Here is a 14,205-nt window from a genome sequence, read left to right as displayed (position 1 = left end):
CCATATGACATTGATATGGCTGAAGCCGTCCAAAGCCTCAAGAGCGGGGATAAACGGCGGATCGATCTTAATGAATGTTCCCTTCTCGTCAGTATAAATTTTTCCTATGGACCGAATGTTAAATGATGTCATAAAAGTACCTCCTGTTTTACTGTTTGATTTGATAACAAAATAAATATAGACCCTCACACGATGTGAGGGTCAAGGGAAAATGGAGCATTGGATAAATGGAAAGCAGAAAGCGGCGGTTTTAGAGGAATCTGAATTTCGACGAGAAAGTTTTCAGGATTATGTTCATTCCAGGGGCCGCGGTGTACAATTTGGCGATTCTGGCCCGACATTTGAAACTGTTCATTTTTTTGGAGCCAGCCTGCAAAAGATTGATATGCCCCTGCAATATTTGAAAAAGGTCCATATACCATTGTACAGGCCATGAACGGGACAGGTTCTGTATCCCGAAATATAAAGCCGCCTTTGTTCTCGCTGAAGCTCTGGACAGGAACACACAATTCAACGTCGACATTCTGTTCTTTATATTCTGTATCATGATAGATAGAGAATGCCGCATCATCTGTTATTGCTATATGATGACTGCAGACAAATTCGGACAAGTTTTTCCACAGGTCCCCTTCCGCATAGTAGTCGGGGATTATTTTTCTTATAGAGAGCACCCGGCAGCTGGGGATAGATTTTATTGAAACTTGATAATGCAGTTCGTTTTGACTGTCCAAGAGTTCATGTTTCGCGAGCTCTATTTTTTTCAGCCGTATTTTCTCAATTTCTATAGTATTCAGTATTGCCGTATATTTTTTATCAAGAAGCTCTGTCAAAGAGGTAGGATTTTCGGCATGAAGGGCTTCTTTGATTTCAGAGACCTGGAACCCACTGTCCCGCAAATAGATGATCTTATTTAATACAGGAATCTGTTCCACGGAATACATTCTGTATCCGGTCATTGGATCGATCTGTGCAGGTTTTAAAAGGCCTGTCTGGTCATAGTGTCTGAGCATTCGGACTGTAACCTGCGTGAGCTTGGAAAATTCTCCGATTTTGAACATTATATACGCATCTCCTTTCCCTTTGATTATATTGGATGCGTTTTATTGTATCAACAGAGAGATTTTATTTTAGCAATGGGTTCAAAGAACGGACGGAATATTTTATGGAAAATGCCTACTATGCCCTTATTTACCATGATATATTTTTTACAGAGATCATGATCCGGCAAAGTAGTAAATGAATTCTGTAAACTATGATGTAATATCAGGAGGGAAAATTATGAATCGTTGAGAAGATACTGTTTTAACGGATAAAGGGGCAGCTTTCCACTCTAAGCTGGCAAATGGGCAAACCCTGAAGATTACAAGAGTCATGACAGGGGCAGCCAAAGTCCCGGTGGTAAATCTGCGGCAGCAGACGGGTGTCACAGACGAAGGAAAACAGCGGTTTGAAGAAAGTTACGAGTTTTTCTCCATTATCTCCAGTCGGCTCTGGAAAGGCCTCCTTCCGACAATGGAGAAAAAGTATCGCAGGCGGAACCTTTTTTTGACAGAGGTCCTTCTCCAACAGATATTACGTCCATTTTCCACATGATTGGAGAGAGGCATTCTAAGAGCCAAACGGAAATTATGTGGAAAATATCAAAAACTTATCTCTATAAATTACAGCTGATTTTCTATCTCCCAAAATTTAAAACAGCTCCACAGAGATATCGCTTCTGAAAAGAGGAAACACAGTCCGGACAGTAAGCAAATAAAAATTTTTTTCAATCGTCCCTTGACTCTGACACAGTGATATAGTCTATATTGAAGATGAGCTCAGGAACAACCACATATGTGAGAGGTGTAAATGATGTTAAGAATCGGAGATTTTTCAAAACTGTCAAGAGTCAGCATCCGTATGCTGCGCCATTATGACAAGATCGGACTATTGATACCGGAGTCGGTAGATGAAAGTACTGGATACAGATATTACAGCGAATCCCAGCTTCCGGAGGCAGATACTATACAGGCATTAAGGACTATGGGATTTGGACTGTCTGTTATAGGTGAAATCCTGAATAAATACGAAAATGAGGAAGAGATGGAACAATTCCTGATGATCAAGAGGGAAGAACTTCTTTGTCAGGCTCAGGAAACGGAACAAAAACTCAGACTTCTTGACAATACGATTCAGTGGCTGAGAAAGGATGGAAACTTTATGGATTATAATGTGACGTTAAAAACACTGCCGAAGAGGTATGTAGCCAGTGTGAGACAGGTGATTCCTGCCTACGACTGTGAAGGAATGCTGTGGGAGACACTAAATAAGGAGATTGCGGGGCAGAACGTGAAACCGGAAAATCCAGGCTATGGACTTGCTGTGTTCCATGACAAAGGGTTTAAGGAAAGTGATGTGGATGTGGAAATCCAGGTGTCTGTCGATGGAACCTATCAAGACACGGAGCATGTAAAATTCAAGTATGTGGACGAAATGCAGATAGCATCTGTGACATACAAAGGAAGCTATGACCAGATTACGAGAGTAAATAAGGCGGTAGCGGAATGGATCTGTGAAAACGGGTATGACTTTGACGGGCCGTCGGTCTGCATTTACCATGTGAGTCCGCATGATGCCAGGACACCGGAGGATCTGGTAACAGAAGTATGTTTTCCGGTCAAGAAAAAAGAAGTATAAACAGGCATGGAAAAGGGCACTCCCGGAAAGGGGTGCCCTTTATGTCTCTGGTTATTTGTGAATCTGTGTGCCAGTTTTTCCCATGATTCCGTCCTTTGCTTTTTCCAAAAGAGTGATCATGGCAGTACGTCCTGCCTTAGAACCTGCAAAGTCGATAGCGGCCTGTACTTTCGGAAGCATAGAACCGGGAGCAAAATGTCCTTCCCCGATGTAGCGCTCTGTCTCCTCAATGGTCAGATCGGACAGCCATTGTTCATTTTCTTTGCCGAAATTGATGGCTACTTTCTCCACGGCTGTCAGGATGATCAGCACATCCGCGTCCAGTTCTTTCGCCAGCAGAGCGCTGGCAAAGTCTTTGTCGATGACCGCGCTGGCGCCGGATAAATGGTCGCCTTTTAAAGTCACAGGAATTCCGCCGCCGCCGCAGGTTATCACGACACGTCCGGAGTCCACCAGATTGCGGATAGCCCCAAGCTCTACGATTTCTTTCGGTTTTGGGGAAGCCACGACCCGGCGGTAGCCCCGGCCTGCGTCCTCTTTCATGATATGGCCGTATTCTTTGGCCTGAAAATCCGCGTCTTCTTTGGAGAGGAAGCGGCCAATCGGTTTAGATGGGTTATCGAAGGCCGGATCTTTTTCATCTACCCGGACTTGTGTGATGATCGTTACTACCGGTGTCCGGAGGAACCCTCGCTTCCTCAATTCCTCCCGGATGGCATTCTGGAGATCATATCCGATATAGCCCTGACTCATGGCCACACAGACGGACAGAGGAGTGTTTGGCTGGTTCTCATCTTCCCGGCTTAATGCACTCATGGCGTTGTTGATCATGCCGACCTGGGGACCGTTTCCGTGGACAATGACAACCTCATGGCCGTCTTCAATCAGGTCACAGATAGCTTTGGATGTGGATTTAACGGCAGTCATCTGCTCCGGCAGTGAATCTCCCAGAGCGTTGCCGCCTAAAGCGATGACGATTCTTTTTCTAGTATACATGGGATACCTCCTGAAAATAGAAACCGCCACGAACAAACGTCATTGTCGGAATGTAAGTGGCGGTAAACTAGAAATTAGCAGTTCAGATTATTCAAAGATTCTTGGCTTTTTATTTTCTTCAAGCTTGTTGAGGATAGCCTGAGGATCTTCAAATTTGCTCAGGAAGATCATAGCTGCGATCACATATGGTTTGTAGCTTGCTTCTTTGTAGAGCGGATTGCGGTAACGGTCAAAGACGCTCTCATCCACTTCGCCTTCCTTACAGCTTAAACCGGTGATATCGGCAGGCAGGCAGTGCAGGTAAAGGACTTTTCCGTCCTTAGTTGTTTTCATCAGTTCCTCTGTACATGCCCAGTCTTTATGCTTTGCGTTCTGGGCAAGAAGTTCTTTTTCCAGGCGGTCAATACCGTCAAAATCACCGTTTCCGTAAAGTTCGGTGCGTTCTTCCATAGCTGCGAAAGGAGCCCAGCTCTTTGGATAGACAATGTCGGCATCTTTAAATGCCTCTTCCATGCTGTTGGTCTTTGTGAAAGTTCCGCCGGATTTTTCTGCGTTCTTTCTTGCGACTTCCTCAACTTCCGGCATTACATCGTATCCTTCCGGATGCGCAAGCACTACATCCATGCCCATTCTGGTCATCAGGCCGATGACACCCTGAGGAACGGAGAGGGGCTTTCCGTAAGAAGGAGAGTAGGCCCAGGACATGGCTAATTTCTTTCCTTTTAAGTTTTCCACACCGCCGAATTCGTGGATGATATGGAGCATATCTGCCATGCACTGGGTCGGATGGTCAATATCGCACTGGAGATTCACGAGAGTAGGGCGCTGTTCCAGGATTCCGTCTTTATTTCCCTGTTCTACGGAATCAGCCACTTCGTGCATATAAGCATTTCCTTTTCCGATGTACATATCGTCCCGGATTCCGATCACGTCTGCCATGAAGGAGATCATGTTGGCTGTCTCCCGCACAGTTTCACCGTGAGCGATCTGGGATTTTCCTTCATCCAGATCCTGAACTTCAAGTCCGAGTAAGTTGCAGGCAGAGGCAAAGGAGAAACGTGTTCTGGTAGAATTGTCGCGGAACAGAGAGATCCCGAGACCGCTTTCAAATACCTTGGTGGAAATGTTGTTCTCACGCATGAAGCGGAGGGCATCGGCTACCAGCCATACAGCCTCCAGTTCGTCGTCAGTTTTTTCCCAGGTCAGGAAAAAGTCATTCTGGTACATTTCTTTAAAATTCAGCTGGTTTAAGCGGTCGATATAGTCCTGTAATGTATTCATTTTCATAGTAGATTCCTCCTAAAAAATCAAATCTGATCAATGACAGTAAAATGGTTTATTTCTTTTCACAGTAAATGGACGGAAGTGCTGCGTATACAGCGGCGCAGGTCACAAGCTCTGCCTTCCAGGTTTTTTCGTTCGGCGCGTGAGCCTGATCCTCGTGTCCCGGACCGAAACCGATACAAGGGATTCCGAACCGTCCCATGATGGAGACACCGTTGGTGGAGAAGGTCCATTTGTCGATGCGCGGTTCTCCGTATAATCCTTCGTAAGCTTCTGCCATCGCATTGGTCACGTCGTGGTCTTCCGGGATCACCCAGGTAGGGAAGTAGCACTCAGTAGGATAGGTAAGTCCCTTCCATGACGGCCTTGCATACTCATACATTGAAACTTTGGCGCCGTACTTTTTCACATTCGGCAGAGCGCGGATCTCATCCAGACAGCTCTCCCATGTCTCGCCGGCTGTCATGCGGCGGTCCAGAGATACGGAACAGGAGTCTGCAACGGCACAACGGCTCGGAGAGGAGAAGAAGATCTCTGAGGTGGTCACGGTGCCGCGTCCTAAGAAGCGTGCTTCTTTCCACTGATCATTGAACTTCTCATCCAGCATTTTTACGAGACCTTTGATCTCGGTTCCGTCCTCAGCGTCATTTTCATTGAGGGCACGCACATCCTGAAGGATATCCGCCATTTTGTAGATCGCGTTGTCGCCGCGTTCCGGGGCAGAACCGTGACAGGAGACTCCGTCCACATCGATGCGGATCTCCATACGCCCTCTCTGGCCGCGGTAAATGCCGCCGTCAGTCGGCTCTGTGGAGACGACGAATTCCGGACGGACTTTGTCTTCATTGACGATGTACTGCCAGCAGAGGCCGTCGCAGTCTTCTTCCTGGACGGTTCCGGTTACAAGGACCGTATACTTGTCGCTGAGCATGCCTAAATCTTTCATGATCTTTGCGCCGTAAACAGCGGAGACGATGCCGCCCAGCTGATCGGAAGTACCTCGTCCGCCGATCTCTGTCTCGGACTCAAAGCCCTCATAGGGATCGAACTCCCAGTTATCAAGATTTCCCACACCTACAGTGTCTATGTGGGCGTCATATCCGATGAGTGTTTCACCGGTTCCCATATATCCGAGGACATTGCCCATCGGATCGATCTCCACCTTGTCAAATCCAAGTTTTTTCATTTCTTCGGCGATCCTGTTGACATGAGCTTCCTCATCGCAGCTTTCCCCTGGGAATTTTACGATATCCCTCAGGAATTTTGTCATATCTGCTTCGTAGTTTTGTGCGGCTTCTTTGATCTTATTAAAATCCATTCTAAATATCCTCCTAAATGCTTTGAGATTTCAGGTTCTTATTGATCTTTTCCTTCCCAGACGATCTGTTTGTAGCGGTCCGGGTCTGTGTCTCCTTCGGTTGAGAAGAGGAGAACTTTTGAGTCACGGTCTAGTTCTAAATGCTCACGGAGATCTTTATATTCCTCCATGGTCATGAGGCTTGCAAGGAGTCCGAAAGGAGCTGCGCCGGATTCCCCGGAGATAACCTGCGGGTCTCCCTTCAGCGGAGCGGAGAGCATCCGCATTCCTTTTCGGGCTACCCAGTCGGGACAGGCAGTGAAAGTATCCACATGGTTTTTTAAAATATCCCAGGAGAGGGTATTCGGTTCCCCGCAGGCAAGCCCGGCCATGATGGTCGGCATATCACCGTCCACGATCTGGATGCTTCCGTCTTTTTTTGCGGCACCTTTGTAGAGGCAGGCAGCTGATTCGGCTTCCACTACGATGACTTTCGGCGGGTTTTCCGGATAACGGTTGGCAAAGTAGCCCTGGACTGCTCCGGCCAGAGATCCGACGCCGGCCTGGATGAACACATGGGTAGGCCGTCCGCAGCCGTCTTCAGAAAGCTGTTCGTCGGCTTCCATTGCCATGGTTCCGTAGCCCTGCATGATCCATGAAGGGATCTCCTCGTATCCATCCCATGCTGTGTCCTGTACGACTACGCCGTGAGGTGTCTCTTTTGCGGCGGCGGCAGCCATGCGGACACATTCATCGTAGTTGACTTCCTCTATGGTAGCCTGGGCATTCTCGTCTAAAATGTTCTGAAGACGGGTCTTTGTGGAGCCTTTCGGCATAAAGACAACGGCTTTCTGTCCCAGTTTATTTGCAGCCCATGCGACGCCTCTTCCGTGGTTTCCGTCTGTTGCGGTAAAGAAGGTTGCCTGACCGAATTCTTTTTTCAGCGCTTCGGAAGTGAGAACATTATAAGGAAGGTCTTCTACCTTTTTTCCTGTTTCTTTTGCTATGTAGCGGGCCATGGAAAAGGACCCTCCGAGGACTTTGAATGCATTCAGCCCAAAACGGTAGGACTCATCCTTAACATAAATACTGTCAAGTCCCAGATAACCCGCCATTTGGTCCAGACTGGCCAGCGGTGTTTTGCTGTACTGAGGGAAGCTTTCATGGAACGTTCTGGCTTTCTTTATCTCATCCAGTGCCATGATGCTTAAATGCCGGTCATCGGTTTCAGGCATTTCATTGACTGCCCATTTGATTGTTTCCATATAGATCTAATCCTCCTTTATTTGTTGACGTCGATGTAGCTGTATAAAGTAAACTTTGAGATGCCAAAGTACTTGGCGACTTTATCACCGGATTTTGTAATCAGAAAGGCTCCGGCATCATTTAAAAACTGAATGGCCTTTACTTTCTCTTCCTTGTTCATAAGGGCAGCGGGTTTTCCAACCAGAGTGACAGACTGTTCGATCAGACTGTCCAGCAGGTCGTGTACATTTCCCACGATAGCGGTAGGCTCATCCTTTTTCTGTTCCTCCACATGCATCAGAGACTGAAGGGAAGCGTCGATCATTAAAAGAGCGCTGATATCGTAATTGATGGCCACGATATAGTGTACTTTTCCGTCATCCCCTTTTACAAAGGTTGTTGTGGATTTTAATATTTTGCCGTCGGATGTCTTAATCTGATATGCGTAGTGGTCCTTGATGTCTTCCGGATGTTTGTGAAGTGTCTCTAAAACGACCGCGGAAGGGCCGTCTCCTAATTTCCGGTTTGTGACGTGTCCGTTTTCGATGTGTACGATGGTATGTTCCATATCCTTACTTGTAAGGTCATGAATAATGACTTCGCAGTCCCTGCCGAACTGCATGGCGATCGTATGCGCCATTTGCTTTAATAGTTCCAGCTCCGGATTCATATTGATCACTCCTTTTCTGAGTGTTTTGGTTGCCTGATAAGTTAATCATAGCACGTTTTTTTAGGATTGCAATAAAAAAATACAAAAATTTTTAGATGTCACAAAAATATTTTGTATACATGCTCCGGAACGGTTGTTTTTTAAATTTTAGGATGCTATATTTAGATTATCGAAAGAGTACCTGCACAAAGAATAGGAGGTCAATTTATGTTAATTGTCGGGAACGGAAGAATGATCACAAGAGATGTCAGCTGCCCATTTTTAGAGGACGGCGCTGTTGTGATGGACAAAAATAAGATCATAGAAGTCGGCCAAACAGAGGACATAAGAAAGGCATATAAAGAGGCGGAGTATATTGATGCGAAGAAAGGCGTCATTATGCCCGCCTTCATTAATACCCATGAGCACATATACAGCGCCATGGCCAGAGGACTTTCCATTGACGGATACGATCCGAAAGGCTTTTTAGACATCTTAGACGGCATGTGGTGGACTATAGACCGGAATCTATCGGAGGAACAGATCTTACAGAGCGCCAGGGCTACCTACATTGACAGCATTAAAAACGGTGTGACGACGGTATTCGACCACCATGCCAGCTTCGGCAGCATTACGGACAGTCTCTTTATTATAGAAGAAGCGGCAAAAGAACTGGGAGTGAGAAGCTGTCTGTGCTATGAAGTTTCCGACAGGGACGGAATGGACAAAGCAAAGGAAGCGGTTATGGAAAATGCAAGGTTCATTCAGCATACTCTGAAGGATGATACAGACATGATTGCCGGCATGATGGGAATGCATGCGTCTTTTACCATCTCCGATGAGACGATGGAACTGGCGGCGGCCAACAAGCCGGAGGAAGTGGGATACCATATCCATGTGGCAGAGGGCATCGAGGACCTTCATCACTGTTTGAAGCACTACGGAAAAAGGATCATCGACCGGCTGATGGACTGCGGAGTACTGGGAGAGAAGACTCTGCTCGGACACTGTATTTATGTAAATGAGCATGAGATGGATCTGATCAGGGATACGGACACGATGGTCGTCCACAATCCGGAATCCAACATGGGAAATGCCTGCGGCTGCCCTCCGACGATGAGGATGGTACAGAAGGGAATCCTTGCCGGACTTGGAACCGACGGCTATACCCATGATATGACAGAATCTTATAAGGTGGCAAATTTACTGCATAAACATTCTCTGTGCGATCCGAATACCGCATGGGCGGAAGTGCCGCAGATGCTTTTTGAAAACAATGCAAAGATCGCGGGCAGGTATTTTAAGTCCCCGCTTGGAGTTCTTAAAAAAGGTGCGGCCGCAGATGTCATCATCGCTGACTACGATCCGCTGACACCGATGAATGAAAGCAATGTAAACGGGCATATCCTGTTTGGTATGACCGGAAGAAATGTAGTGACTACCATCGGAAACGGAAAGGTTCTGATGAAAGACCGCAGGCTCCTGGTGGCCGATGAAGCCCAGGCCATGGCAAAATGCAGAGAAGAGGCAAAGAAACTGGCCGATACGATCAATAACCGATAGGAGGATGAATTTATGAGTGATATTATGACGTCAGTTCCCTTTCGAAAGCTCCTTGACTGGGTGCTGAGAGAAAAGGAAGAGAAGGGAACAATCTTTGGTGTCCGCAGGCCTTACGAGGCTGATCCGTCTGAGACCGTACAAATTTTCGGACGGAAACTGGAGACACAGATCGGACCGGCGGCGGGACCCCACACACAGCTTGCCCAGAACATCGCGGCAGCTTACGTGGCGGGCAGCAGATTTTTTGAACTTAAAACCGTACAGATCATGGACGGAGAAGAACTGTCTGCCTGTGTCAATAAACCGTGTATACTTGCAGAGGATGAGGGATATAACTGTGAATGGTCCACAGAGCTCTATGTGCCCCAGGCGATGGAAGAATACATAAAGGCGTGGTTTTTGCTGCATATTATTTCAAAAGAATACGGTCTCGGTGCTGCGGACGGATTCCAGTTTAACATCAGTGTGGGCTATGACCTGGCAGGCATCAAGTCTGAAAAGATCAACACCTTTATCGACACGATGACGGAGGCAAAAGACAGCAGTATTTTCAAAGAATGTATGAGGGAAGCCAAGCTTATGGCAAAACGGCTTCACAATGTCACTGAGGAAGATATTGAAGCTATTCCGTCCGATATATGCAATTCTGCGACGATTTCGACTCTTCACGGATGTCCTCCCCAGGAGATTGAAAGCATCGCCGACTACCTATTAAAAGAAAAAGGCCTGCATACCTTTATCAAATGCAACCCGACACTGCTCGGGTATGAATTTGCCAGAAAGACCATGGACGGCATGGGCTATGACTACATGGTGTTCGGGGACTTTCATTTTAAGGACGATTTACAGTATGAGGATGCGGTGCCGATGCTCACAAGGCTTATGAAGCTGGCGGATGAAAAGAACCTGGAATTTGGGGTGAAGATTACCAACACTTTCCCGGTGGATGTGAAAGAAAACCAGCTTCCGAGCGGGGAGATGTATATGTCAGGAAAGGCATTATTTCCACTGTCTATTTCCCTGGCAGCAAAGCTGTCTGAAGAGTTTAGAGGAAAATTAAGGATTTCTTATTCCGGAGGCGCGGATGCCTATAATATTGCAGAAATCGTGGGGGCAGGAATATGGCCGGTCACGGTGGCCACTACTCTGCTGAAGCCGGGCGGTTACCAGCGGCTTTCTCAGATGGCGGAGAAGCTTCAGGAACGCGGAGTCATGCTTCCGTTCAAAGGCGTTGACGTGAATGCGGTTTCAGAGCTTGCCGTGAAGGCCAGGACAGATAAGCACCATGTAAAAGCCGCAAAGCCGCTTCCTTCCAGGAAAATGAAACAGCCGGTTCCGCTCTTGGACTGTTATGTGGCGCCTTGTAAGGAGGGATGCCCGATTCATCAGGATATTACGGCATACATGCCGCTGACCGACGAAGGAAAATACAAAGAGGCGCTGGAAGTCATCATGGAGAGAAACCCTCTTCCGTTTATCACAGGAACCATCTGTGCCCATAACTGCATGAGCAAATGTACGAGAAATTTTTATGAGGAACCTGTACATATCAGAGACAATAAACTGAAGGCAGCCATGGGAGGTTATGAAGATGTCCTGAACTCTTTGAATCCGGCAGAAAAGAACGGCAAAAAAGCCGCTGTTATCGGAGGCGGACCGGCCGGCATGGCGTGTGCGTATTACCTTGCGAAGGCAGGAACGGAAGTAACCTTGTACGAGAAGACAGATTCTTTGGGCGGCGTGGTGCGCCATGTGATTCCGGAGTTCCGGATTCCGGCTGCATCTGTGGAGAAAGACGCTTCCTTCCTTCGAAAACTCGGCGTTGACATACAGCTGAACGTAGAGATTGAAAATGCACAGGCATTGAGGAAGCAGGGATATGACGCGGTAATTCTGGCTGTGGGGGCATCCAAACCGGGAGAACTCTCACTGGAAAAAGGCGGCGTGATCAATGCGCTGGAATTCCTGAAAGAGTTTAAAGAAAAAGACGGGGATGTGATGATCGGAAAGAACGTTGCAGTGATCGGCGGCGGAAATACTGCTATGGACACGGCACGGGCGGCGAAGCGGACAAAGGGCGTGGAGCACGTCTATCTGGTCTATAGAAGGACGAAACGGTATATGCCTGCCGATGAAGAAGAACTCTTGATGGCTGTGGAAGACGGTGTGGAATTTAAGGAACTTTTGTCACCGGTACTCCTGGAAGACGGAGAACTGGTCTGTAAGGTTATGGAACTTTCCGACCCGGATAAGACAGGACGGAGAAGTGTGAAGAGTATCGGTAAGCGCACAGGAATACCGGCGGATACGGTGATCGCCGCGGTGGGAGAACAGGTGCCTTCAGATTTTTATCAGGAAAACGGAATTCAGGTGGACAGCAGGGGAAGGGCAAAGACCGACCCGGAAACGCTGATGACCAGCCAGGAAGGCATTTACGTGATCGGAGACGGACTCTGCGGCCCGGCTACGGTAGTCGAAGGCATGAGAGATGCCATGCTTGCGGCTTCTGACATTCTCGGATCTTCAGTTTCCAGAGGAAACGACAATCCTGCGCAAAAGTCAGACTGCTGTGAGAAGAAAGGAATACTGAAGGATTCAAAGGAAGAAGAAAACCAGAGCAAAAGATGTCTCGGCTGCGATGTTGTATGTGAAAACTGCGTGGATGTCTGTCCGAACCGGGCCAATGTATCCATCCATGTGCCGGGATTCGAAAAAGACCAGGTCGTTCATATCGACTATATGTGCAATGAGTGCGGGAATTGCAGGAGCTTCTGCCCGTACGACAGTGCGCCTTATCTGGATAAATTTACTCTGTTTGCCAATGAAAAGGATATGGAAAACAGTAAAAATGACGGATTTTTTGTACTGGACCGTGAAGAAAAGAAATGTCTGGTAAGGTATCTGGGAGAAACAATGACAGTGAACTTGGAGGATGAGAGTTCTGCAGTGACAGAAGGTTTGAGAAGGCTGATGACCGTCATCTGTGAAGACTACGCATTTTATCTGCTTTAGTCTGCGGTCCGGAACGGGGAGTCCGGCAAAGCGGGCTGTTGAGCGGACAGCAGGGAGATAGTAGATATGTTTGATAGTTTTAAGAGTAAGACAGGAGTAAAAGAGCTGTTTTTGACCGATGGGAAGCCGCCGTACAAACAGGCGCTCCCTCTGGCTCTGCAGCATGTAGTGGCGATGATCGTGGGATGTGTCACACCGGCCATCATCGTAGCCGGGATCGCATTATCAAGAGGTGAGATCTCACCTGAGGATAAGATCGTCCTTGTACAGGGCGCGCTGATCGTCGCTGCGGTGGCGACGCTTTTGCAGCTTATTTCGTTAAAAAACAAAGTAGGGTCCGGCCTGCCTGTCATCATGGGTGTCAGTTTTGCATATCTGGCAACCATGCAGGCGGTAGTCCAGGAATTTGATCTGGCTACACTGTTCGGCGCACAGCTGACCGGCGGAATCGTTGCAGTCATCGTAGGTATTTTTATCAAAAGAATCCGTTCTTTATTTCCGCCGATCGTGACGGGAACGGTAGTATTTACTATCGGGCTTTCCCTATATCCGGTAGCGGTGGGATATATGGCAGGAGGCACCGGATCAAAGGATTACGGCAGTGTTAAGAACTGGGCGGTAGCCCTGATCACGCTGGCGGTAGTCGTGGGACTGAGCCATTTTACGAAAGGATTTTTGAAACTTTCCGCGATCCTGATCGGTATCTGTGTCGGATATGTGATCGCCGTCATTCTCGGAATGGTGGACTTCAGTCCGGTCCTCTCGGCGTCCTGGGTGCAGCTTCCGAGGCCCCTTCATTTCGGGATCAAGTTTGAGCCCTCTTCCATGATTACCATGTCGATCCTGTTTGTCGTGAACTCGGTGCAGGCCATCGGGGATCTGACGGCCACAACACAGGGAGGCCTGGGCAGAGAACCTTCGGACCGGGAACTCTCCGGAGGCATCATCGGAAACGGACTGGGCAGCCTGTTCGGTGCGCTGTTCGGCGGCCTTCCCACAGCTACCTTCAGCCAGAATGTAGGAATCGTGGGAACCACGAAGGTTGTGACGAAGAGAGTATTTTATCTGGCGTCAGGGATCATTCTGGCAGCAGGACTGCTTCCGAAGATCGCGTCTCTGCTGACCACGATCCCTCAGTGTGTATTGGGAGGGGCGACCATATCTGTATTTGCCTCTATTGCCATGACAGGAGTGAAACTGATAGCAAAAGCCGGGCTCAACAACCGGAATACGGCGATCGTCGGTCTTGGAGTGGCTGTCGGAATGGGCATTACACTGGCTCCGGATTCTCTTTCACTGTTTCCGTCATGGGTCATGATGGTTTTCGGAAAATCAGCGGTTGTACTGGCGACCCTGATCACAGTTGTACTGAACCTGATCATTCCGCAGGAGGAAGAAAAAGTGAGGGTCCGCAGGAGGATTCCTCTGAAATTTACGGTCAAAGAAAAGAATTTCAAGAACCTTAAGTCGCTGTAAGATGTGA

10 protein-coding genes and 1 pseudogene are annotated in these 14,205 nt (G+C 47.9%); 4 read left to right on the top strand and 7 right to left on the bottom strand.

All coding sequences use genetic code 11. The features are described from left to right. Together QVP35_RS16555 and QVP35_RS05865 are read right to left on the bottom strand one after the other, a co-directional pair. Nucleotides 1-132: pseudogene (locus tag QVP35_RS16555) on the bottom strand (tRNA (N6-threonylcarbamoyladenosine(37)-N6)-methyltransferase TrmO); the annotation flags it as partial. Between the two features lie 53 nt (nucleotides 133-185). Beyond that, nucleotides 186-1,058 (bottom strand): MerR family transcriptional regulator, encoded by an 873-nt coding sequence (locus QVP35_RS05865; RefSeq protein WP_022260896.1) that lies wholly within the window; start codon nucleotides 1,056-1,058, stop codon nucleotides 186-188. Between the two features lie 793 nt (nucleotides 1,059-1,851). Here QVP35_RS05865 and QVP35_RS05860 point away from each other — a divergent pair. Continuing rightward, nucleotides 1,852-2,676 (top strand): MerR family transcriptional regulator, encoded by an 825-nt coding sequence (locus QVP35_RS05860; RefSeq protein ID WP_009290380.1) that lies wholly within the window; start codon nucleotides 1,852-1,854, stop codon nucleotides 2,674-2,676. Nucleotides 2,677-2,727: 51 nt separating this feature from the next. Here QVP35_RS05860 and arcC read toward each other — a convergent pair whose 3' ends face one another. The 5 genes from arcC to QVP35_RS05835 form a co-directional block, all read right to left on the bottom strand. Continuing rightward, a complete protein-coding gene (gene arcC / locus QVP35_RS05855) occupies nucleotides 2,728-3,672 on the bottom strand; it encodes a carbamate kinase (protein ID WP_009290381.1) in 945 nt (314 codons plus the stop codon). An 87-nt stretch (nucleotides 3,673-3,759) separates the two neighbouring features. Beyond that, on the bottom strand, nucleotides 3,760-4,953 hold the full coding sequence (gene ygeW, locus QVP35_RS05850) for a knotted carbamoyltransferase YgeW (protein ID WP_288187777.1): 1,194 nt from the start codon (nucleotides 4,951-4,953) through the stop codon (nucleotides 3,760-3,762). Nucleotides 4,954-5,008: 55 nt separating this feature from the next. Then, nucleotides 5,009-6,274: a YgeY family selenium metabolism-linked hydrolase gene (locus tag QVP35_RS05845; RefSeq protein WP_006569040.1), complete on the bottom strand. Its 1,266-nt coding sequence runs from the start codon at nucleotides 6,272-6,274 to the stop codon at nucleotides 5,009-5,011. A gap of 38 nt (nucleotides 6,275-6,312) precedes the next feature. Then, nucleotides 6,313-7,518, bottom strand: a complete 1,206-nt coding sequence (gene dpaL, locus QVP35_RS05840; protein WP_022260893.1) for a diaminopropionate ammonia-lyase — start codon at nucleotides 7,516-7,518, stop codon at nucleotides 6,313-6,315. Nucleotides 7,519-7,535: 17 nt separating this feature from the next. After that, entirely contained in the window at nucleotides 7,536-8,168 is a 633-nt protein-coding gene (locus tag QVP35_RS05835; protein ID WP_006569038.1) for a helix-turn-helix transcriptional regulator, read from the bottom strand. Nucleotides 8,169-8,375: 207 nt separating this feature from the next. On the opposite strand from QVP35_RS05835, the gene ssnA reads away from it, so the two are divergent. The 3 genes from ssnA to QVP35_RS05820 all read left to right on the top strand — a co-directional run bounded on the left by ssnA (nucleotide 8,376) and on the right by QVP35_RS05820 (nucleotide 14,198). Beyond that, nucleotides 8,376-9,710, top strand: coding sequence for a putative aminohydrolase SsnA (gene ssnA, locus QVP35_RS05830; RefSeq protein ID WP_009290386.1), 1,335 nt, complete (start codon nucleotides 8,376-8,378; stop codon nucleotides 9,708-9,710). A 12-nt stretch (nucleotides 9,711-9,722) separates the two neighbouring features. Further along, complete coding sequence (gene ygfK, locus QVP35_RS05825; RefSeq protein ID WP_009290387.1) at nucleotides 9,723-12,722, top strand: putative selenate reductase subunit YgfK; 3,000 nt, start codon at nucleotides 9,723-9,725, stop codon at nucleotides 12,720-12,722. 66 nt (nucleotides 12,723-12,788) lie between these two features. Further along, nucleotides 12,789-14,198, top strand: coding sequence for a uracil-xanthine permease family protein (locus QVP35_RS05820; protein ID WP_022260892.1), 1,410 nt, complete (start codon nucleotides 12,789-12,791; stop codon nucleotides 14,196-14,198). Nucleotides 14,199-14,205: the final 7 nt, after the last annotated feature.

The organism is Anaerostipes sp. CAG:276 (assembly GCF_000432215.1).
In the GTDB taxonomy this organism is placed as follows: domain Bacteria; phylum Bacillota; class Clostridia; order Lachnospirales; family Lachnospiraceae; genus Anaerostipes; species Anaerostipes caccae.
This window is presented reverse-complemented; position numbering and strand designations above follow the sequence as displayed.